Source organism: Tunturiibacter empetritectus, from assembly GCF_013410875.1.
GTDB classification, from domain to species: Bacteria; Acidobacteriota; Terriglobia; order Terriglobales; family Acidobacteriaceae; genus Edaphobacter; species Edaphobacter empetritectus.
In genome coordinates this window covers 1522851-1545003 of sequence record NZ_JACCCU010000001.1, presented here as the reverse complement: position 1 = coordinate 1545003, position 22153 = coordinate 1522851, and the positions used below count along the sequence as shown (strand labels likewise).

The window sequence follows — 22153 nt, the reverse complement described above, 5'->3', positions numbered from 1 at the left end:
TAGGACTCGGCTTGGGGCTGGTGGTTACAGTTGCTGTTACCTGTACGGGTGGGGTTGGGCGGTGGATGGTGGGTTTCTGGCGTGATTTGGGGCGGGTGGGTGTGAGAGATTAGAAAGTAATGACTTCTAAACGGGTTGTCGCGGGTCTGGCTGCGGTTTCGGTGATGGGGCTAGTGGTGGCGGGCGGGGTTTTGAGCTGCCAGGAGCTGCGGGATGCGGCGCGGCTGGATAGGGCGAATTTGGCCTCGGAGCAGGTACGGTCGGCGATTGGGGTGCAGAAGATTGCGGCCAATGAGGGATCGGCTGCGCTGTGGCAGAGTTTGGTGAAGCTGCGGACGCGGGCGAGCCTGATGATGATTGTGGCGCATCCGGATGATGAGGATGGCGGGATGCTGACGTATGAGGCGCGAGGGCAGGGCGCGCATGTGGCGATGCTGACGCTGACTCGGGGGGAGGGTGGGCAGAATCTGATGTCGGCGGATTTTGATGATGCGCTGGGGTTGGTGCGGACACAGGAACTGCTGGCGGCTGGGCGATATATGGGGATCGACCAGATGTGGGGGACGCAGGTGGACTTCGGATTCTCGAAGACGAAGGAGGAGGCGTTCGAGAACTGGGGGCACGATCGCGTGTTGTATGACGCGGTGCGGGCGGTGAGGCTGTATCGGCCGCTGGTGGTGACGGCGGTGTTTATTGGTGGGATCACGGATGGGCATGGGCAGCACCAGGTGTCGGGCGAGATGGCGCAGGAGGTGTTCGATGCGGCGGGTGATCCGAAGGTGTTTCCGGATCAGATTGCGGCGGGGTTGATGCCGTGGAGTCCGCTGAAGGTTTATGGGAGGGTGCCGTTTTTTTCGGTGACGTCGAAGGGGATGTATGACTATGCGACGGGAAAGTATGCTCCGGCGCGGTTCTATAACTACGTGACGAAGGAGTGGACGACAGAGTCTCCGAAGGCGAATGTGACGGTGCCGGAGGGAGACTATAGCCCGGTGCTGGGGATGACGTACTTGCAGTTTGCGCGGATGGGGCTGGGCCTGCAGAAGACGCAGAATGGCGGGATGGGTGTGCCGGCGGCGGGGAGGTTCGATGTGGGGTATCACCGGTATGGGGCACGGCTGCTTGATGGCGCGCAGCCTCGTGAGGAGGAGAAGGGATTTTTTGATGGGGTGGATGTAACGCTTGCGGGGATGAGTGCGCTGGCTCCCGGTGAGAGTAGTTTTTTGAAGCAGGATCTGGCTAAGATTGATGGCCTGGTGGGGCAGGCGGTTGGGGTTTATAAGATTGCTGCGCCGGAGAAGACTGCTCCGTTTTTGCGGGATGGGTTGAAGGCGACCGATGAGTTGATTGCGAAGGTGGAGAGCAGCGGACTGACTGATCGTGAGAAGTACGATCTGCTGCATGAGCTGCGGGTGAAGCGGATGCAGTTCAACGATGCGATTGTGCAGGCGCTTGGGATTAGTCTGCGGGCGCAGGTTGCGGGGAAGGCGGAGACGGGTCCGTTTGCGCGGTTCAGCGATGGCGCGGAGACGTTTGTGACGGCGGTGCCGGGGCAGAGCTTTGCGGTGAAGACGCTGGTGGTGAATGGAAGCAAGGTGCCGGTAGCGGTGAAGGGTGCGGGGCTGGAGTCGAGCGCGGGGGCTACTTATGAAGGCTCTGGTGCGAAGGCTGGTGCGGGGGAAAAGACGATTGTTGGCGGTGAGGCTTACGAGGATTTGTTTCAGGTGAAGCTGCCAGAGGATGCGAAGGTGACGCGGCCTCCGTTCACTCGTCCGGGGATTGAACAGGCTTACTACGATGTGGCGGATCCGGCGATGCGGAATGCTTCGCTTCCCTTGCCTGCTCTGACGGCGTGGGTGACGGTGGACTACGACGGCGTGGACGTGAAGCTGGGACAGGAGGTGCAGACGCTGCATCGGGTGACGGGGTTGGGCACGGTGTATGAGCCGCTGGTGGTGGCTCCGGCGATCTCGGTTGCGGTGTCGCCTTCGGCGGGTGTGGTGCCGCTGACGGAGAAGACGCTGATGGTGACGGCGCGAGTGAAGAGCAATGTGAAGGGTGTGGCGACGGGGACGGTGAAGCTGGAGTTGCCGAAGGGATGGACGGCAACGCCGGAGACTGCGGAGTTTTCGCTGGGGAAGGATGGGGATTCGGTGGATGTGCCGTTTGTAGTGACTCCGGGGAAGATGGCGGAGACGGCTTATACGATGACTGCGGTTGCGAGTTATGCGGGGAAAGAGTATCGCGAGGGGTACAAGACGGTTGGGTATGCGGGTTTGTTGCCGGCGAATCTTTATCGTCCGGCGACGTATCGGGCGCGTGGAGCGGATGTGAAGATCGCTCCGGGATTGAAGGTTGGATATCTGCCGGGGACAGGGGATGAGGTGCAGGCGTCGCTGGAGAATCTGGGTGTGCATGCGACGACGCTGACGATGGGCGATGTTGCCGGTGGGAGGTTGAGTGGGTACGACGTGGTGGTGCTGGGGGTGAGGGCTTATGCGGCGCATCCTGGGCTGGCGGCGGCGAATGGGCAACTGTTGCAGTATGCGAAGAACGGCGGCGTGGTGATTGTGCAGTACAACCTGGGGAACTTTGACTATGGTCCGTACTCGTTTTCACTGGGTGACGCGGAGAAGGTGGTGGATGAGAGGGCGGCGGTGCGGTTGCTGGTGCCGGAGAGTCCTGTCTTGAGCTGGCCGAACAGGATTACGGAGCGGGACTTCGATGGATGGGTGGAGGAGCGTGGGCACGGATTTATGGAGACGTGGGACTCGCAGTATGTCGCTCCGCTGGAGACGCATGATCCGGATCAGGATCCGCAGAAGGGTGGGCTGCTGGTGGCAAAGACGGGCAAGGGTGCTTATGTGTATGTGGCGCTTGCGTTGTATCGTGAGCTGCCGGAGGGCGTGCCGGGAGCTTACCGGTTGTTTGCGAATCTGTTGAGTTTGGGGAAGGATAAGGCGAAGTGAGCGTTTGGGTGGAGATCTCGAACAATCCGCTTTTTTTGCGGAATAGAGGGTAATGGCAACAGCAGAAACCAAGACAACCGCAGATCCCCTTCGGGGATGACAACAAGAAAGACAAATGCAAAATGCTTTGGCATCTGCGTAGATGCGTCAACTCGGGTGCGGCGAGACAGAAGCGGGCCGGTTGAGAGACACTGGACGACATGATGACTGGGGAGAGAGAAAGCCAACTGTTTGAGGCTGCGGATCTGCTGCTGGATGCGCGCAGAACGGGCGTGCCGATCGAGGATCTGCCGAAGGCTTTGCAGCCGAAGGATATGACTGAGGCTTATGCGCTGCAGGATCGCATTGCAGAGGCGTATGGGGCGATTGGCGGGTGGAAGATCGGGGCTCCTAGTGCGGAGGCCGAACCGTTGTTTGCGCCGATGCCTGCGGCGTGGATGGCGCGAGATGGCGCGGTGGTTGGCGAGGTGCGGAGGTATCGGGGACTGGAGTCGGAGATTGCTTTTTTGATTCGCGAGGATCTGCCGCCGAGGGCAACGCCGTACTCCCGCGAGGAGGTGGTGGCTGCGATTGCGAGCTGCCATCCGGCGATCGAGGTGATTGAGAGTGGGCTTCGCGATCCGTTGAAGGCGGCGCGGATGTCCATGCTGGGCGACCTGCAGATGCATGGCGGGTTTGTGTATGGGCCAGCGGTGGCTGCCTGGAAGAAGATCGACTTCAAGGCCGAGCATGTGGTGATCGCAGTAGATGGAGCGGTGAGGGTGGAGCGGACGGGATCGAATACTTCGGGGGACTTGATGCGTCTGCTGCCCTGGCTGGCGAACGAGGGCGCTGCGAGGACTGGTGGGTTGAAGGCCGGACAGTGGGTGACGACGGGAAGTTGGACTGGGGTGACTTCGGGCGATCCGGGTTCTGTTGCGGATGTGAAGTTTTCATCCGCGGGCGAGGTTCATCTGCGGTTTGAACCACTGCGTGGCGTGTAATCGCTTCGCGGGGTGCTCCCGCTGGTCGCAAGCTGAAGCTCGTGCCGACCAGCGGGAGGACCTAGAAAGTTGATCCCGACGAGACCGGTATACGCGTCACGAAGTGACCGCCGCCCGCGCAGGGCGCCCGTCCGGCATGACCTGACTCAACTTCATGACGAGGCATTTGGCGGCGCCGCCAGCTTTGAGGAACTCGGTGAGCGTGACTTCGATAACGTCGAAGCCGCGAGATTCGAGTTGGTGGCGGAGATCGCTGCTGATGTTGTTCAGGATGATGGTGCGATCGACGTTGATGGCGTTGCAGGCGAAGCAGACGGCATCGGACTCGGCAACGATGATTCTTTTTTCTAATGGGTAGAAGGCTTCGATCTTGTCGAGAGAGGCTTGGTCGAAGGCTTCGGGAAAGTACATGACATAGCCGCCTTCGAGGGGAGCAAAGCAGGTGTCGAGGTGGTAGAAGCGTGGGTCAGTGAGGTGGAGAGAGGTGACCTCGATGCCCCAGATCTTGCGGAGCGCTTGATGGCTGGAGGGGACGGTGCGGGGGCCGTAGCCTACGAAGAGACGGGTGCCGTCGGTGGAGAAGAGGGCGTCGCCTTCGCCTTCGAAGGGCGTGGCGCGGGGGGTATCGATGACTTTGTAGCCGGCGAGCTCGAACCAGCGGCGGAAGTGAGGCTCTTCGCCCTGGCGCTCGGGATGGAAGAAGCTGCTGATGGCTACGGTGCCGTTGCGCTCGAGGCCGGCGTTGGCGGTGAAGACCATGTCGGGTGAGCCGGGCTGGGGTTCGACGAGCTGGACGTTGGCGATGGTGCTGACGGCTTCGTAGAGGCGCTGCCACTGCTCGGCTGCGCGGGTGCGCGAAGAGGCGTGGACGTTGCCGGCCATCCAGGGGTTGATGACGTAGTTGACGTCGTAGAGCTTGGGGGGGCACATCAGAAAGGTCGCGGCGGTGGAAGGGATCGTGGCCAGGATGGATGGGGTGGTGATCTCGATTGGCTGCGTGCTCATGTTGTAAGCATGGATGAGCGCGAAAGGCGCGTCAATGCTAATGATTATGCATTTGTAACGGATATTTATACATAAAAAGATTTGTCCTGCCGGACGGGCCCACTGCGCGTGGAGCGACCACTTCGTGGTGGGTATATCCCTTCGGGTGGTCCTCCCGTTGGTCGGAGGAGATGTTGATTCCGACCAACGGGAGGAGTAATGCTGTCTGGTTCGCCATGACCGGTATACGCGTCACGAAGTGACCGCTCCACGCGCAGTGGGCCCGTCCGGCAGGACTTGGCTTTAGAGGTTGCCGCGCAGTTCCTGTTCTCTCTCGATAGCTTCAAAGAGGGCTTTGAAGTTGCCCTTACCGAAGCTTCGGCTGCCCTTGCGCTGGATGATCTCGTAGAAGACGGTGGGTCGGTCTTCTACCGGCTTGGTGAAGATCTGGAGCATGTAGCCCTCGTTGTCGCGGTCGACGAGGATGCCTAGTTTTTCGAGATCTTCGATGGGCTCGTCGATCTTGCCGATGCGGGTTTGCAGCTCGGTGTAGTAGGAGTGGGGGACGGTGAGGAAGTCGACGCCCTGCTGCTTCATGGCGGCGACAGTGGCGAGAATGTCGTTGGTGGCGAGGGCCATGTGCTGGACGCCGGGGCCCTGGTAGAAGTCGAGGTACTCCTCGATCTGGGACTTGCGGCGGCCTTCGGCGGGCTCGTTGATGGGGAACTTGACGTAGCCGTTGCCGTTGGCCATGACCTTGGACATGAGGGCCGAGTATTCGGTGGAGATGTCGTTGTCGTCGAAATGCTGGTAGAGACCGAAGCCCATGACGTCGCGGTAGAAGTCGACCCACTGGTTCATGGAGTTCCAACCGACGTTGCCGACGATGTGGTCGATGTGGAGGAGGCCGACAGGGCGGGCGATGGGGTCGTTGGCGACAGCGTGGTAGCCGGGGAGGAAGGGACCGGTGTAGTGGGTGCGTTCGACGAAGGTGTGGATGGTGTCGCCGTAGGCGGCGATGCTGGCGGTGGTGACGGTGCCGTTGGTGTCGTTCGCGGGGGTGGGGGCCTGGATGCTGCGGGCTCCGCGGCTGGTGGTCTCGAGCCAGGACTGGTGGGCGTCGTCGACCCAGAGGGCGATGGAGTGGACGCCGTCGCCATGCTTGTCGACGTGACGGGCGATGTCGGAGTCGGTACGAAGGGCGGTGGTGAGGACGAAGCGGACCTTGCCCTGCTGGAGAACGTAGCTGGCGCGGTCGCGCTGACCGGTCTCGGGACCGGCGTAGGCGACGAGGGACATGCCGAAGGCTGCGCGGTAGAAGTAGGCGGCCTGGCGGGCGTTGCCGACGTAAAACTCCACGTGGTCGGTGCCTTTGAGGGGGAGGAAGTCGGGGGTGGACTCGGTTGTTGCCTGGGGCTGAGTTTGGGCGTGTGTTGCCATGAGAAGGTCTCCGGTTCGGCGAGCGTTTTGGCCCGCGGTGCAGGATGAGGATAGTTCAAGCGGGAGGGGGTTGGCTAGGGCGGTCAGACTGCGGTGCGGGCGGGGAGGATGGTGGCGCGGCACTCGCCGAGGCCGATGCGGGGATGGCCAAGGGATGTACAGGAGCCCCGGAGGATGATCTCGTCGCCGTCTTCGAGGAAGGTGCGGGTTTCGCCCGTGGGGAGGAGGAGGGGTTTGGCTCCGTTGCGCGTGAGTTCGAGGAGGCAGCCGGCGGAGGTTTCGGCCGGACCGGAGATGGTGCCAGTGGCGAGGATGTCGCCGACCTGGAGATTGCAGCCGTTGCTGGTGTGGTGGGCAATGAGCTGCGCTGGGGTCCAGTAGAGATCTCGTGGGTTGGATTCGCTGAGGACAAAGGGCTGGAGTTTATTGGCTTTCATTCTTTTGGTCAGGATTGAAACTTCAAGTAGTGCATTCAAATTTCCGCGCTTTTGGTCTATGGCGGAGTGGAGGTAGGGGAGGGGTTTTGGGTCGGTGGCGGGACGGGGGGCGGCGGGGACGCGGAAGGGTTCAAGCGCGGCCATGGGCGTGACCCAGGGGGAGATGGTAGTGGCGAAGTTTTTTGCGAGGAAGGGGCCGAGGGGCTGGTACTCCCAGGACTGGATGTCGCGGGCGGACCAGTCGTTGAGGAGACTGAGGCCGAAGAGGTGGTCGGCTGCGGCGGAGATGGGAACGGGATGGCCTTGAGTGCTGGGCTGTCCGATGTAAAGCGCCAGTTCGAGTTCGTAGTCTAATTTGCTGGTGGGAAGGAAGTTAGGTTGGAGCTCTTCGGCGGACGGGCGGGTTTGGCCGGTGGGCCGGACGATAGGTTCGCCGCTGATCAGGATGGAGGAGGCTCGGCCGTGGTAGCCGATGGGGATGTGCTTGTAGTTGGGGAGGAGGGGCTGGTCGGGACGGAAGAGCTGGCCGACGCGGGTAGCGTGGTGGATGGAGGCATAGAAGTCGGTGTAGTTGGGGATGTGGACTGGTTTTTGGAAGGTTGTTCCGGCGATAGAGTGGAGGGCGGCTTCGGCTTTTTCTTTGCGGTCGGGTTTTGCGTCGGCGTGGAGGAGCGTGGTGAGGGTTTTGCGGAGGAGAGCCCAGGATTGAGAGCCCTGTGACATGAGGAGGTTGAGGGTGGGGGACTGGCAGGCTTCGGTGAGGTTGGGGGGGAGGAGGTCGGAGGTGGCGCAGGCGTGGAGGTCGAGGAGGTGAGTGCCTATGGCGACGCAGAGATGTTGCTGGTCTTCTATCGAAAAGGCGCCGTAGGGGAGATGGGTGAGGGGGAAGTCGGTGGTGGGGTGGTTGGCGTCGGGGAGCCAGCTTTTGTGAGCTGCGATGCTTTGTTTTGCCATGGTGCATGATAGCTCGTGTCCTGCCGGACGGGCCCACTTCGCATGGGGCGGTCACTTCGTGACGCGTCTACCGCTTCGCTTGGTGCTCCCGTTGGTCGCTCTCAAGGGCTGTGCGACCAACGGGAAGATTCACAGTGATCTAGTGGCTGGGTTGTGCTGGCAGTTCCCTGCCTGGGGCTGCGGTTTTCTTGCCTGAAAACTTGCCGAGGAAGGTCTTCAGGATGACGTAGAGGACCGGGATGAAGAAGAGGTTGAGGATGGTGGAGAGGATCATGCCGCCGACGATAGCTGTACCGACGGAGTGACGGCCATAGGCTCCGGCGCCGGAGGCGAAGTAGAGCGGAAGGACGCCGAGGATGAAGGCGATGGAGGTCATCAGGATGGGGCGGAGGCGAAGCTCTGCGGCCTCGATGGCGGCGTCGACGATCGAGCGGCCCTGCGCCAGGAGTTGCTCGGCGAACTCTACGATGAGAATCGAGTTTTTGGCTGAGAGCCCGATGAGCATGACGAGACCGATCTGGACGTAGACGTCGTCGACCAGGCCGCGGAGAGAGACGAGCGAGAGCGCGCCGAGGATGGCCATGGGGACGGCGAGAAGGATGATGAACGGCAGGGCGAAGGACTCGTACTGGGCCGAGAGGGTGAGGTAGACGACCAGCAGGCCAAGGCCAAAGATGATGATGGCCTTGCCGGCGGACTCGACTTCTTCGAGGGCAAGGCCGGTCCAGGAGTAGCTCATGCCCTGGAGCTTGTTTTTCTGGAAGAGCTTGACCATGGCGTCGTTGCCTTGACCGGAGCTGGTTCCGGGGGCGGGCGAGCCGTCGATCTCAGCGGAGCGGAAGAGGTTGTAGTGGTTTATGACCTGTGGGCCCGAGATCTGGGTGACGGTGGCCAGGTTGTCGAGCGGGATCATCTGGTTGGTGTTGGAGCGAACGTAGTACTGGCGGAGATCCTGCGCGTTGCGGCGGAACTGCTCGTCGGCCTGGACGTAGACGCGGTAGGAGCGGTTATTGAAGTTGAAGTCGTTGATGTAGCTGGAGCCCATGAAGGTGCCGAGGGCGGCGGTGATCTGGGCAAAGGGGACGCCGATGGTCTCGGCCTTCTGGCGGTCGATGACTACCTGAAGCTGGGGGTCGTTCGAGGTGAACTGGGTGTTCATGGCGATGAGACCGGAGCCGGGGGCACTCCCCTGCGCAACGAGGGTGTGGGCGACGCGTGAGATGTCGTCGAAGGTGTTGCGACCGCCGTCCTGCAGGATGAACTGGAATCCACCGACGGTGCCGAGACCTGCGACGGCGGGAGGCTCTGCTGCGAAGGCTATACCGCCGGGGACGCCGAAGAGCTTGGGTCCTACGTCGAGGACAATGTTGTGGGCGGTAAACTTGGGTCCCATCTTGGTGCGGTCGTTGATGGGCTTAAGCGGTGCGAAGATGAGGCCGGAGTTTGGCGAGCTGCCGCCAGCGAGCGAGAAACCCATGACGGAGAAGGTGCCGAAGACGCCGTCGTTCTTGCGTACGAGATCAGCTACGCGGTCGGCGAACTCGCCGGTATAGCTGAGCGAGGCTCCCGGGGGCGTTTGCACGATGATGAGGAAGTAGGACTGATCTTCCTGCGGAATGAAGGCAGTGGGAACGTAGTTGTACATGAACGCCGTGGCCGCGAGGGCGCCAACGAAGAACAGAAGCATGACGTAGCGAATGCGGACGACGAAGGTGACGACCTTCGCGTAGGTGCGGATGACCCACTGGATGACGGCTTCGATGGGGTTGAGGAGAAGACCCATGATGCCGGTCTTTTTTTGTTCTGGACGCAGGAGGATGGCGGCGAGGGCCGGCGAGAGGGTGAGGGCGTTGAAGGCTGAGATCGCGATGGAGAAGGCGATGGTGAGCGAGAACTGTTTATAGAGAATGCCGGTGGTGCCGGGAAAGAAGCTGACCGGGATGAAGACAGAGATGAGGACGAGCGAGGTGGCGATGACGGCGCTGGTGACCTCGGCCATGGCGATGCTGGTGGCCTTGTGGGGATCGGATGAGGTCTGGGCCATGCCGGATCCGGTCTTCTCCTGGCCGAGAGTGTCGGGAGCGTAGGGGTCAGGTTCGCTGAGCTCGTGACGCTCGGGTATGACGGAGTGGCCGGAGAGGTGGCGCTGCACGTTTTCGATGACGACGATGGCGTCGTCGACGACCAGGCCTGTAGCGAGAGTGATGCCGAAGAGGGTGAGGGAGTTGATGCTGAAGCCGAAGACCTTAATGAAGGCGAAGGTGCCGATGAGCGAGACCGGGATGGTGACGGCGGGGATGATGGTGGCACGCCAGTCCTGCAGGAAGAGGAAGATGACGATGATGACGATGACGATCGCTTCGCCGATGGTGGTGACGACCTCGTTGACCGACTCGCCGATAACCAGTGTAGTGTCGACTGCGATGATGCCTTTCATGCCGGGGGGGAAGTTTTTCTGGAGCTCTGCGAGGACAGCGCGGCACTTCTTGTCGACGTCGAGGGCGTTGGCATTGGAGAGCTGCTGGACGCCGACGCCGATGGCATCTCCGCCGGAGTATTTGAGGGCTGTGCTGTAGGTTTCGGCGCCTAGCTCCGCGCGGCCGATATCTTTGAACAGGACAACGCCGCCGGCAGTGGGATTGTTTTTGATGACGATGTTTTCGAACTGTTTCGGGTCGTCAAAGCGACCGATGACTCGAACCGCCATCTGGAAGTCCTGCTTGGGATCGGCAGGAGGCTGCCCGAGTTGTCCGGCGGGGACTTCTACGTTCTGCCCTGCGAGGGCATTGGTGACATCGAGTGCGGTGAGACCGCGGGCGGCGAGCCGGTTGGGATCAAGCCAGAGGCGCATGGCGTACTTGCGCTCGCCGAAGATAATGACGGCACCGACGCCGGGGACGCGCTTGAGCGCATCCGAGACGTAGACATCGAGGTAGTTGGAGATGAAGGCCGGGGAGAGCGAGTGGTCGGGCGAGATGAAGCCGGCGGCGAAGATGAAGTTCGAGCTTGCCTTGGTGATGCTGATGCCGGTGTTGTTGACGACGGCGGGGAGGCGCCCTTGCACGGTAGCGACGCGGTTCTGCACGTCGACGGCGGCGATGTCAAGGTTGTAGCCGGTGTTGAAGGTGACGGTGATGGCGGAGGTGCCGTCGTTCGAGCTGGTGGAGCTTATGTAACGCATGCCCTCGACGCCGTTGATGGCCTGCTCGAGGATGATGGTGACGGCGGACTCGACGTCCTTGGAGTTAGCGCCGATGTAGTTGCTGGTGACGACAACCTGGGGCGGCGCGAGGTCCGGATAGAGCGAGATGGGCAGGCTCGGAATGCAGACCGCGCCCGCGAGCACGATGAGGAGCGCACAGACCGTGGCGAAGATTGGACGGCGAATGAAAAAATCTACAAACAAGGCTGACCTCTAACCGGAGCGGCTGGCCCCGGGGTGATGCGTGAACTGTGCGGAGCCCTGGATGGGACTCCGCAGACAGAGGGGAAGCAGTTGCTTAGCCGAGCGGCTTGACCGGCGCACCTTCCTGCAGAAATTGCAGGCCGGAGGTGATTACTTTTTCTCCGGTCTTGAGACCACCAAGAACGGGATAGGTGTTGCCGACGGTTTCGCCGACGGTGACGGGGACCTGATGGGCGATGTATCCGTCGCCTTTAGGCGTTGCGACGTAGACGAAGGTCTGGCCGCCGACGAGACTGACGGCGAGGACCGGGACTGTGGGTGCAGGTGCGGTGCTCCAGATGATGCGGGCCTTGACCAACTGCTGGTTGCGAAGGATGTCCGCGGTGCGCGGGACACTTGCCTTGGCGAGGATGCTTTGCAGGCCGTTGTCGACCTGAGGAGAGATGAAGTCGACCTTCGTCTTGACGAGGACGTTGCCTGCTGTGTCGAGGATCTCTACCGGCAGTCCGTTACGAATGCTGCCGGCGCGCTCGGTGGGGATGTAGATGTACGCCTCGAGGTCGGCGTTCTCATCGACCGTGGTGAGCACGGTGGTAGGGGAGACGTAATCGCCGAGGTGAACGGGGATGTCGCCGACGATGCCGTTGAAGGGGGCGCGGATGTCGTAGTAGGCGAGTTGCTGCTTCTGGGTGTCGGTGAGCGCCTGGTTGGACTCGAAGTCGGCCTTGGAGTTTTCATAGGCCTGATTGGCCTGATCGTAGGCATCGCGCGAGACGACTCCCGCCTCGAAGAGCTTGCGCTGCCGCTCAACTTCGATCTTGTTGTAGTCGTAGAGGGCCTTCTTCTGCGCCTGAGTTCCCTGCTGCGACTGGACGGCGGCCATCTGCTTGAGAGGATCGACGCGCATGAGCACCTGACCAGCCTTCACGGCCTGTCCGGACTTGACGAAGATCTTGACCAGGTTGCCGTCAACCTGCGGCTGCATGGTGGAGGAGCGGCGGCTCTTGATGGTGGCGACGTAGGTGTCGGCGGTAGGCACAGGCGACAACGATACGGGAGCTACCTTAACGGGCATGGCCTGGGGAGGCGGCTGGGGCGGCGGGGCGGACTTGCAACCTGCGACCAGGCATGCGGCCGCACAGACAAGCACTGGGAGGACGCGAGGGGTATTCAAAATCAAGGGCACAGAACTTCTCCTTCACAAGCGACGACTTCGAAGACAAGCCACCAAACGAGTTGCAATAAGCGGTGGGCAGGAAGAATTACGACGCAAGATTCTGCGGATCAACGTCTTACTGGTTACGACTCAGGATTTCCATTTTAGATGACAGCATTCCCGAGAAGGGTTCGGAATATGCACCGAAAGAGTTTTTGAGCAGCCCAATCTGCTCCTGAGGAGGGTGTCAGGCGTCCAAACTGCTCTTTTCCGCAAAGGAAAAGGGGTTGAAGCTTTGATGACGATCGAACGCATCGGCGTGTTCGGCTCGTTTGAGCCAGTTTATGACAAGATACGTGATCGGGGTAGCGAGGATCTCGTATCCGACCTTGAGGGCATATCCGGTAAGAATTATGTTGACGAGGATGCGGGCGGGATAGATTCCGCCGAAGGTGAGGGTGATGACGAGAACGGTGTCGACCGCCTGGCCGACGATGGTGGAGCCGATGGTGCGGGTCCAGAGTTTGCGTCCGTTGGTGAAGAGTTTAAGTCGCGCCATGGTGTAGGAGTTGGCGAACTCGCCGGCCCAGAAGGCGATGAGGCTGGCGGCCAGAATGCGCGGGATGAAGCCGAAGACGGTGGAGAAGGCCTGCTGGTTATGCCAGCCTGGGGCGGAGGGGAGCGCGATGACGATGGCTCCGATGAAGTAGAGGAGGGCGGTGCCGAAGAAGCCCAGCCAGATGGCTCGGCGGGAGGCGGCAAAGCCGTAGACCTCGGTGAAGACGTCCCCAAAGATATAGGTGATGGGAAAGAGGAGAACGGCTCCACTGACGGCGAAGGGGCCAATGGACCAGCGACCGATCGCGACTGGCCCGAGGAGACAGACCTTTTGGGCGATAAGGTTCGAGACGAGCAGGATGACCACGAAGGCGGTGGTGAGGGCGTCAAGATATTTGAAGCTGCGGGGAGTCGATGGCGCGGCACTCGGTTGGATCGTGTGGAGTTGCGTGGGCATCGTTACCAGTATGCCGTGTGGGAGTAAGGCGCGCCAGTTTTTGACAGAGCATGGGCTGCTTGTTAGCGTTAGAGGTGGTGAGGGTGCTGGGTACGCCTTCTGCCTGGTCAAGTCCCCGTCGTCTAGCCCGGCCCAGGACACCGCCCTTTCACGGCGATAACATGGGTTCGAATCCCATCGGGGACACCAAACAAAAGTCAGGCTTTTCGGCGTTATACCTTGATCGACAGCCTGTCGCCAATCCTCAAGCTGCGGGTGATAGGCTTCACTTAGTCACCATAGAGTCACTGGGAAATTCCCGTCGTTTCCGGACTTCACCTGGGCCCGTACGCGGTGAAGACGTAGTCTTTTGCCTTCACTGCCGTGTGGCACGCGAACCCGCACTTGGCGTCGTTCCCCTGCGGCGGCTTGTCACCTAAGTTGCCCAGCCTGAATTTGCCGGACGCGGGCTCATACTCGAAGACGCCGTAACCCCATCCGCCGCTGTCCGCGAATCTCTTGCTGTCCTTCACCATTAAGTCAACGTCATGCTGGGTGCCTGGCACCGTCGGTGCACCGGGTTGTCCGGCATCCACTTTCGCATTCCAATGGACCTTCGCCATCTTGGCACCATCCGGAAAAGGCTTGCCGTTACCGGGAATTCTTGCCTTATAGGCGTTGATCATCACGGGATTGCCGAGGATTGCAGCGACCGCACCTCCGTTGTGGCTGATGGCGATCACCGGCCAGCTTTCGTATCCTCTGAACTCAGAGAACGCGAGGCCATTCGGTATTTTGAGGGTGTACTTGTCCTGCGCGGAGACGACGGCTTGTGTCTGTGACGGGACTGGCGTGGTGGCGGGGGCAGTGTCGGGGCGGGGAAGTTTATGGATGAAACGTGCAAGCTTCCAGGTGTCGTTATCGGAGATGCTCGACTTCCAGGCAGGCATGCCAGTGAGGCGAACTCCGTTCTGTATGATCCAGAACAGTTCAGCGTCGTTCCAGTGCTGCACGTGGGCTGAACTCAGGTCCATAGCAGGCGGGGTCATGTTGCGGCCGAGGTTCGCGTCTCCGCGGGCATCTGCACCGTGGCATTGGGCGCAAGACCCAAGAAACACCTCCTGGCCCTGACTGACGACCTCGTCCGTCTCAGGCAGCGGGTTGTTCCTCTTGCCTGCCGCCAATGGGATGGTGACGTCTTTCGCCGCATTGGCCAGGCTCGTCTCCCCCTGGGAAGGAGTTTTGCCGGCTGCACAACCTTGAAGTAAGGCCCCCAGCATTGCACTGATCACGCCAAGCACCAGCTTGTGTTTTAGCGTTGCGTTGCGATCGCCTCTGCGACGCCTATCAATCGACAACTGGCCGACAGGTTCTCTCATGAGTTCAGGCATGGTGAATGCTCCTTCACAAAGAAAGTTTTCTAGGCCCGATCCCGCGTTTGCCACTTCTTGAAGCTTCTGATGTTTCTGGAACCAGAACGGTGGCGGTCTATTTTTACTCAGGCTCTCCTATCTTGGGAATCTTTGGAAGACGACCCTTCACCTAATACCTGGACTGTTCCCCAAAGTCGTTGGGTTGGCGGATGCGTCCCTGGGTTCAGTTTTGGAGCAGATGTGGGCGCTGGGGTCGCTCATGGAAGGAGGTGGAGTTGTTGTCCCCCAAGTGGAGGGAGCGGAACCCATCGTAAGGGTCAGCGTTGCACCGTCCTTGATTTGGCCGTGGCGGAACCAGGCGTTGGGGAGATCGACTCCGTTGAGGGTTGCCGATTGGATGTAGCGGTTGAGGCCGTTGGGGTCGAGTTTCCTGGCGATGACGCGGAGCTTTTTGCCGTTGGCGAGTGCGAGCGAGGCGTCGGGGATGCTGGGAGTGCTGATGAGGTAGACGTCCTGACCGGCGACAGGAAAGAGGCCGAGGGTAGAGAAGATGAGCCAGCTGGACATGGCGCCGGAGTCGTCGTTGCCGGGGATGCCTGCGCGGGTGTCGGTGAAGGCTTTTTCAAGGAGGAGATGGACGATGTCGGCGGTCTTGTCGGGGCGGAGCGCGTAGTTATAGAGAACGGGGATGAGGAAGCCGGGCTCGTTGGTCACGTCGAAGTGGCGACGGAGGAAGATGTTGTCGAGGCGGTGGACGAAGGTCTCGTTTCCGCCGGCCATCTCGATGAGTCGGCGCATGTCCTGCGGGGCGTAGATGGAGTAGGTCCAGATGTCACCCTCATAGAAAAAATCGGGCCACGTGCCGCGGACGACGAGGTAGGGGTCGGCCCAGGTACCGTCGGGGTTGCGAGGACGGAGGAAGCCGTGGAAGCCTTCGGCTGTCATGTCCTTGTCCCAGAGGTGCTCGAAGTTGTGGGTGCGGCTGGCGTAGAGGGCAGCCTCTTTTTGGTGGCCGAGGCCGCAGGCGACTTCGGAGATGGCGAAGTCGTCGTAGCTGTACTCGGCGATGCGGGAGCCGGAGCGCTCGTCGGCGAGGGTGATGTAGCCCTTTTCGTTGTAGTCCTTGAGGCCGCCGCGACCTTCTTTCTGGGCGTTGGCCGGTGGGACTTCGGCGTCGTGAACCATGGCGGCGAAGGCGGTTTCGTAGTCGATGTTTTTGAGACCTTTTACGTAGGCGTCGGCAACTACTACATTGGCATTGGAGCCGCCTTGGGTGCGACCGTTGTCGTTGCCGCTGCGGGCGTCGGGCATGTAGCCGGTGTGACGGTAGATGTCGATGAGGGAGCGGATGATGTCGCGCTGTCGGTCGGGGGAGATGAGGGTGAGGAGAGGGCTGGAGCTGCGGTAGGTGTCCCAGATGGCGTAGAAGTCGTCGTAGTAGGGCTCGGTGGATCGCCAGTCGGGGTTTTCACCGGTACGGTCGGTGGGCATCAGCATGATGTGATACATCGCGGTGTAGAGCTGGCGACGCTGGGAGTCGGTCTCGCCGGTGAGGCTGAGCTTGGCTAGCTCGGTGTTCCACAATGCTGTCGCGGCGGAGTGGACGGCGGCGAAGTTCCAGGTGGGGATCTCTTGTTCGACGTTTTGTTTTGCCTGGTCGGCGCTGATGAAGGAGATGCCGACTTTTGCCTGGATGATTTGGTTGGCGTGGGTGGTGAAGTCGAAGGTGGCACCGATGGGGATGTCAGTGGAGACGGTCGCGTCTTTGGCGGAGCTGAAGGTTGTGCCGGTCGGAGTTCCTGTCCATGTTTGTGTGGCGGTGGCTGGGGTGTCGAGGACCATGTAGTAGTAGACCTTGTACTCACCGCCCTTGTTCCAGCCGCCGGTGAAGCGGGCAACGCCTTGCGCTTCGTGATTGCTGGTCAGGTGGATCTCGGCGCCGAGGAAGCGCTGAGACTCGGAGCCGGGGCCGAGGTCGAGTGCGTGGGCTACGTTGATGGTGAGATGAGACTGCTCTGATGCAGGGAAGGTGTAGCGATGGAAGCCGACGCGGCGACTGCTGGTGAGCTCGGCTTTGATCTTGTAACGCGAGAGGTTTGCGGAGTAGAAGCCGACCTGATTGACCTCGTCGGTTCGGGGGGACTTGATGTCGTTAAGGTCGAGGGGGCCGGTAACGGGAGCGACGAGGATATTGCCGTATTTGCCCTGCGCGCCGCTGAGGTGAAGGTGCGAGAAGCCGAGGATGACGCCATTGCTCGAGTAGCCGAAACCGGAGCGGCGGCCGTCGAAGGTCTCCATGTCGGGACCGAGTTTGACGAGGCCGTAGGGGATGGCAGAGCCGACGAAGGTGTTGCCGCCCCAGTCGACGCCGATGAAGGGGTCTACGTTGCGGGTGTAGTCGGGTGTAGTTTTTTGCGCGGTGAGTGGGACTGCAAGCAGGAGTGCGGTAAGAAAGAAGTGAATCGAACGCCAGAGGATGGAGTGCACTGCTGCTTGCAGAAAGATCGGTCCCTTGAATGTCTCAACTGCATGTGAAGACTTGTGATGCGAGTGGGACCTGTTCGCGGGCCCCACTCGTGTCCTGCTTGATGGTAGGGCGTTTAGAAGGAGTAGCGAAGGCTGGCCTGCATTGCTCGTTGACCGGTCTTGCTGGTGACTTTGCCGAAGGTAGCGTCGGTGTAGGTTGAGTCCGGTGCAGCCCAGTTGGGATGGTTGGGGAAGTTGAAGGCGTCGAAGCGGAAGGAGAGTGCTTGACCTTCAAAGGTGGCGAAGCGCTTTTGCAGACTTGCGTTGAAGCTTGCCTGACCGGGACCGTAGATCAGGTTGCGGTTGTGCTGCGGGGTGAATGTTCCGGCAGCCGGAAGCGAAAAGGCGCTGGCGTTGAACCACGAGTTATTGTCTTTGCCGACGGAGAATTTTCCGTTGCCGCGAAGCGAGGCGCCGGGAGCGATCTGAAGGAACTGTCCCTGAAAGCCTGGGCCAACGCCGGCGATGTCCTGACTGGTTGCGACGTTGAGTGGCGTGCCGGTCTGGAACTGATAGGCCTGCGAGAGCTGCCAGCCGCCGAGAGCTTCGTTGGCGATACGGCTGCTGCTCCGGAAGGGGATATGGTAGACGGAGTTGAGGACGAGGACCTGACGCAGATCATAGTCCGCCGTGCCGCAGAGTCCTTTCGGATCGTCTGCGTTGGGCAGGATGTTTTTCTGGAATGAGCCGCAGTCGCGCGAGTGAGCGTAGGTGTACGCGACTCCAAAGCCCAGGCTGTGACTGAAGCGATGATTTACGTCGATCTGAAGGCCCTGGTAGAAGGCCGTGTCGCCTTGGTAGACCTCGGTGATGGCGGCGTAACCGAGGTATGGACGATGGGCGTTGACACCACTGGTGCCGAAGGCCTGTGCGGTTCCGATGGGCGCCTGGTTCACGTCGGATTCAAACTGCTGATGTAAAGAGTGGCGTCCTACGTAGGAGACGTCGGCTACTGTATCAAAGCCGAGGTCGCGCTCGACGGATACGCTCCAGATGTAGGCCTCAGGCTGTGGGGATTGCTGATTGATATCGCCGGAGAGAGTGGGGAAAGAGCCGGTGCCGATTGCGGTGCCAGCGGGGTTGTCGACGCTGCCGCCTGTGATCGAAACCACCTGCTGCAACGGTGCGAAGCCGCCGAGAAATACGTTGTCGGAGGTGCCCTGACGGCTGGTGTAGCGGCCAAAGCCAGTGCGAAGAACCGTCTTGTTGTTAAGCGAATACGCCACGCCGACGCGGGGCTGGAAGAGGAACTTCTGCACGTGGACGTACCCGCGCGGAAGGTTGTGGAAGAGGTTGTTGTACTGTCCAGTCACGGCGATGGGGACGTGAGCGTTTGCGCTGGCGGGAAAGCCATTGCCAAAGAGAACGGTTCCGTCGAGCGGGTCGCCGCTGCCAGCTATCGGATTACCCGTTGTTGGGTTCACCTTTACCGCAGTAGCAGAGTTGTAGAAGGCAGGGTCAAAGGTTCCGGCGTTGTTCCAGATGCTGTAGAAGGGGTGAATGCTGGTATATCGCAGGCCAAACTCGAGGTGCAGTTTCGGCGTAGCTTTCCAGGAGTCCTGTGCGAAGAACTCGAACATATTGGCGCGGCTGGGAGTTTCGTTGCGTGGACCGATCTCGGAGTAGGTGTTGAAGATGCCGATGGCCGCGTCGGCGAGATCGTAGCCCGTGCCGTTGGTGTTCGAGCTGGAGAAGTCGAACTTGCCGTTCTGGTTGTTGGTCTGTCCGGGAGTGGAGTTGGCGAAGGCGATCTGGTCGTCATCGTTTTCGCCGGCCCGCTCAAAGAGGACGCCGCCACGCAGGGTGTGGTTGCTGATGATGCGTGTGACGGTATCGGCGAAGTCGAAGATCTCGCCCTGAGAGTGAGAGGGGTAGGTGCTGCCATCGAGTGTGGTAATGCCAGTCGTATCAAATGCAATGGTGGGAATCTTGTTTGGGAGATCTTTGCCTGAAGGAAAGAGGTATGGATAGTTGATGCCATATGCGGTGCGGTTGTAGGTGCCTGTCGACGTGTCGATGCTGAGGCGAGCGACATCGTGGCTGGCGGTGAAGAGAAATTCATTGGTGGTGCTGGGACCAAAGGTGTGCACATAGTCGAGCGAGCCGGTCTGGTTGGGACGGCTGTAGATGCGGGGAACGATGTCGTAGTTCGAGGTAGCGAAGGGGTTCACCTCGTGATAGTAGAAGTGAATGAGGCGGAAGCGGATGTAGTCTTTCTCGGTTGGGAGGATGTCGAGATTGCCGCTGTCGATCTGTTGCTGGATGGGATAGTGCGCTGTCTCAAGCAGATTAGCTGCACCTATTTTAAAGCCTGGCGTCGGCGCAGGGAAGGCATTGAGAAGACCTACGCCATTCGGGCTGAGACGATCTTTGGGTATGACGTTGCCGGGAAAACAGCCGGGGCCGCCTGCCTTCGGGTCGCATGGAAGGCCGGATGTAGGGTCCTTGATGTGCTGCGCGACGGAGCTGAAGTCGCCGTTTCGGAAGGCTGCGTTGGGGACGGTATCGGTTTCCGTGGAGAGTGACGGATTACGTACGAAGGCCTCGGAGTAGAGGAAGAAGACCTTACCCTTGGGCAAAACATGCGGGATGTAGAGAGGGCCGTCCAGGACAAAGCCGAACTGGTTGTAGGTGAAGGGCGCGACCTTGTTTGTTTTGAGGGCTTCGGGGTAGTTAGGGTTTGAGTTGTTGGCATTGGCGTTGCGAACCCACGTGTTGGCGTTGAGAACAGGGTTCTGAAAGTACTCGTAGGCGCTGCCGTGGAAGTGATCGGTGCCGCTCTTGGTGATAATGCGAATCTGGCCGCCAATGGATCGGCCGTACTCTGCAGGGTAGTTGGTTGAGAGGACCTGGACCTCTTCGACGGCGTCGAGGTCCGGTGTGCCGACGGAGTCGCCACTGGCGCGGATGCGGACGGCGACGGCGCCGTCGTAGGTGAGAAGATTGTCGCGCTCGCGAGCTCCGTTGATGTTGATGGCACCAAGGCCGGTGCTGAAGTTTGAGGAGGAGACGGTGCTGGTGATACTAGTGATGCCGGCCTTGGTGAGTGCGAGATAGATTGGGTTGCGGCCGTTGAGTGGAAGATTGTCGGCCTGGCTGCTGGTGATGACGCGGCCGAGGGTGGAGCTGTCGGCCTGCAAAGTAGTTTCGTTCGCGGTGATTTCGATCGACTCGTTATCTTTACCGACGACGAGGGAGACGTTGACCGTTGCAGGGATCGCTGGGTCGAGGTTGTTGTTCGTTCTGGTGACGGTGTCAAAGCCCGGCGACACCACCTTGACGGTGTATTTGCCCGGTGCAAGGCCAGCGATGGTGTAGAAGCCGGATTTGTTGCTGATGGTCTGGTGTTCGGCGCCGGTCTGCTCGCTGATTACGGTGATTGCTGCTGCACCGACGGCTGCGCCGGAGGGATCGGTGATGACGCCGGCGATCGAGGAGTTGTCGGACTGCGCGAGCAGGGTCGCAGAGCTGATGGCAGCGATACCGATGAGCAGTGCAATAAACAGCAGACGGCAGAGACGGGGGAGATCGACTGCGAACCTCGTCAACATTGAAGGTGTTGATTCGTTAGGAGCGGATGATGCAGGTTGCGTTACTGGCACACGTGCCTCCTGGCGAGAACGTAAGAGTCTGTTGAATTGGAGCGTTAGAAAGCAGCCTTCCAGAGGGCGCGGGATGGTGAAAGGCGAATAGTCTGCTAAATTCAGCGTCTTATTTCATTGAAGGCTCAAGCAGCGAGTCGACGCATCCGGGTGGCGCGGTGATTGGATTGCACCGAGCGGCCAGGCCATGTGGGAGGCCTACGAAGAATCCAGTCCAACGCGAGGGCTCGGAGGATGGGTAGTCTGTGCTTAACATCTGTGCGCCGCTGGAGAGAGCGATGTCGGCTCGGGTGTGGTCGTTGGTGCGGGCGGCTTCCGTGCCGTCGTCGGTGCGGGTGCGGATGAGATATCCCTGGCGGGCCAGGACGTCGATCTCGGCCTTCGTCCCATCATTTTCTTCGGTGAAGGCTGCATCCGATGAACCAGGTGCGGCATTGGTGAATATGAGGCGGCCACGAAGGCAGGCATGTCCCTGTGTGTAGACCGGGCCGACGTTGCGTTGGTCCATGAGAAAGATAACCTTGCCGCGAGAGTTTGAGAGCGTTGGCCAGCCACCGGTCTTCTTGCTGGAAGCGGAGGAAGCAGGGATGGTGGATTGAATGGCTTCTAGCAGTGTGTCGTAGCTGCCACGAACCTGGTCTGGTGTGATCATCTCGTTGGAGGAGAAGACGGAAAGGATTTCGGCATCGAGCGCGTCGAAGGTCTCGGCGGTGAACGGCTCCGGCGTGTGGCCTTGCGGTGTGGATCCTTCACGGCCCTGCTTGGTTTCGACCAGAATGAAGATGGGTAGATGCTGCGGATGCTGTTGCGACCAGCCGCGAATTGTCGTGAGGCAGGCGATGAAGGTGCGACAGGAGCTGCGCTGGTCGACATCCATGACGTGCATCACTTTGAAGCCGGGCTTGTCCATCTCGTGTTGCGGATCGAAGTCGGGATCGGCTGGAAGTCCCGCTTCTGCAACTTTGCCGACGATGGCTGGATGCGAGTAGCGGCCACCCTTCGAGTCGGCGTAGATGTCAATCTCAAGCTGACGCACGCCGCCTGTCAATTGATCGGCCAGGGGAGCATGAGCATAGTCGAGCGCGCGCATCGCCTTCGGGTTCTGCTGCTCGATGAGCTTGCGTTCGCTGGGGGCGATGCCAGAGTGATAGCTGTTATGACTGCCAATCACCTGAATCTGATTGATACGCAGCGTTCGATCCTGGTCGGCAACGGTACTTTGCTGTGCGAGGACGCTCAGTGGAAGCATGATCATGAGTGGAAGTGCCGCTCGAAAGTTCGTCATCTTGTCTTACATCCTTCTGAGATGGTCGGAGAGGAGGGTGGCCG

At 60.4% G+C, this 22153-nt stretch carries 12 protein-coding genes and 1 tRNA gene; 3 read left to right on the top strand and 10 right to left on the bottom strand.

Going from position 1 to position 22153, the window contains the following annotated elements; genetic code table 11:
- Positions 1-119 precede the first annotated feature (119 nt).
- Together HDF08_RS06560 and HDF08_RS06555 are read left to right on the top strand one after the other, a co-directional pair.
- Positions 120-2969 (top strand): PIG-L family deacetylase, encoded by a 2850-nt coding sequence (locus tag HDF08_RS06560; protein WP_179637718.1) that lies wholly within the window; start codon positions 120-122, stop codon positions 2967-2969.
- A 200-nt stretch (positions 2970-3169) separates the two neighbouring features.
- Complete coding sequence (locus HDF08_RS06555) at positions 3170-3952, top strand: 2-keto-4-pentenoate hydratase (protein WP_306459669.1); 783 nt, start codon at positions 3170-3172, stop codon at positions 3950-3952.
- A gap of 96 nt (positions 3953-4048) precedes the next feature.
- Here HDF08_RS06555 and HDF08_RS06550 read toward each other — a convergent pair whose 3' ends face one another.
- The 6 genes from HDF08_RS06550 to HDF08_RS06525 all read right to left on the bottom strand — a co-directional run bounded on the left by HDF08_RS06550 (position 4049) and on the right by HDF08_RS06525 (position 13344).
- Positions 4049-4957 carry a dimethylarginine dimethylaminohydrolase family protein gene (locus HDF08_RS06550; RefSeq protein WP_179637717.1) on the bottom strand — a complete coding sequence of 303 codons (909 nt, stop codon included), beginning with the start codon at positions 4955-4957 and terminating at the stop codon, positions 4049-4051.
- A 282-nt stretch (positions 4958-5239) separates the two neighbouring features.
- Positions 5240-6376 (bottom strand): 4-hydroxyphenylpyruvate dioxygenase, encoded by a 1137-nt coding sequence (gene hppD / locus HDF08_RS06545; RefSeq protein WP_179637716.1) that lies wholly within the window; start codon positions 6374-6376, stop codon positions 5240-5242.
- Positions 6377-6459: 83 nt separating this feature from the next.
- Entirely contained in the window at positions 6460-7767 is a 1308-nt protein-coding gene (fahA, locus tag HDF08_RS06540; RefSeq protein WP_179637715.1) for a fumarylacetoacetase, read from the bottom strand.
- 139 nt (positions 7768-7906) lie between these two features.
- Positions 7907-11173 (bottom strand): efflux RND transporter permease subunit, encoded by a 3267-nt coding sequence (locus tag HDF08_RS06535; protein WP_179637714.1) that lies wholly within the window; start codon positions 11171-11173, stop codon positions 7907-7909.
- A 94-nt stretch (positions 11174-11267) separates the two neighbouring features.
- A complete protein-coding gene (locus tag HDF08_RS06530; RefSeq protein ID WP_353068656.1) occupies positions 11268-12359 on the bottom strand; it encodes an efflux RND transporter periplasmic adaptor subunit in 1092 nt (363 codons plus the stop codon).
- Positions 12360-12576: 217 nt separating this feature from the next.
- Entirely contained in the window at positions 12577-13344 is a 768-nt protein-coding gene (locus HDF08_RS06525; protein WP_179637713.1) for a queuosine precursor transporter, read from the bottom strand.
- A 111-nt stretch (positions 13345-13455) separates the two neighbouring features.
- On the opposite strand from HDF08_RS06525, the gene HDF08_RS06520 reads away from it, so the two are divergent.
- Positions 13456-13533: transfer RNA gene (locus HDF08_RS06520), tRNA-Glu, on the top strand.
- Between the two features lie 125 nt (positions 13534-13658).
- Here the strand turns inward: HDF08_RS06520 and HDF08_RS21430 are convergent.
- From HDF08_RS21430 to HDF08_RS06500, 4 genes are all read right to left on the bottom strand, one after another.
- Entirely contained in the window at positions 13659-14714 is a 1056-nt protein-coding gene (locus HDF08_RS21430; protein ID WP_218884514.1) for a cytochrome P460 family protein, read from the bottom strand.
- A 147-nt stretch (positions 14715-14861) separates the two neighbouring features.
- Positions 14862-17183 carry a GH92 family glycosyl hydrolase gene (locus tag HDF08_RS06510; RefSeq protein WP_179637712.1) on the bottom strand — a complete coding sequence of 774 codons (2322 nt, stop codon included), beginning with the start codon at positions 17181-17183 and terminating at the stop codon, positions 14862-14864.
- Positions 17184-17296: 113 nt separating this feature from the next.
- Positions 17297-20773: a carboxypeptidase-like regulatory domain-containing protein gene (locus tag HDF08_RS06505; RefSeq protein WP_179637711.1), complete on the bottom strand. Its 3477-nt coding sequence runs from the start codon at positions 20771-20773 to the stop codon at positions 17297-17299.
- Between the two features lie 160 nt (positions 20774-20933).
- Positions 20934-22109 (bottom strand): phosphatidylinositol-specific phospholipase C1-like protein, encoded by a 1176-nt coding sequence (locus HDF08_RS06500; protein ID WP_179637710.1) that lies wholly within the window; start codon positions 22107-22109, stop codon positions 20934-20936.
- Between the last annotated feature and the right edge of the window lie 44 nt (positions 22110-22153).

Coding starts and splice junctions, on each gene's coding strand:
- HDF08_RS06555 (WP_306459669.1), top strand. CDS start 3,170: ATGATGACTGGGGAGAGAGAAAGCCAACTGTTTGAGGCTGCGGATCTG.
- HDF08_RS06525 (WP_179637713.1), bottom strand. CDS start 13,344: ATGCCCACGCAACTCCACACGATCCAACCGAGTGCCGCGCCATCGACT.
- HDF08_RS21430 (WP_218884514.1), bottom strand. CDS start 14,714: ATGCCTGAACTCATGAGAGAACCTGTCGGCCAGTTGTCGATTGATAGG.
- HDF08_RS06550 (WP_179637717.1), bottom strand. CDS start 4,957: ATGAGCACGCAGCCAATCGAGATCACCACCCCATCCATCCTGGCCACG.
- HDF08_RS06505 (WP_179637711.1), bottom strand. CDS start 20,773: ATGTTGACGAGGTTCGCAGTCGATCTCCCCCGTCTCTGCCGTCTGCTG.
- fahA (WP_179637715.1), bottom strand. CDS start 7,767: ATGGCAAAACAAAGCATCGCAGCTCACAAAAGCTGGCTCCCCGACGCC.
- HDF08_RS06560 (WP_179637718.1), top strand. CDS start 120: ATGACTTCTAAACGGGTTGTCGCGGGTCTGGCTGCGGTTTCGGTGATG.
- HDF08_RS06500 (WP_179637710.1), bottom strand. CDS start 22,109: ATGACGAACTTTCGAGCGGCACTTCCACTCATGATCATGCTTCCACTG.
- hppD (WP_179637716.1), bottom strand. CDS start 6,376: ATGGCAACACACGCCCAAACTCAGCCCCAGGCAACAACCGAGTCCACC.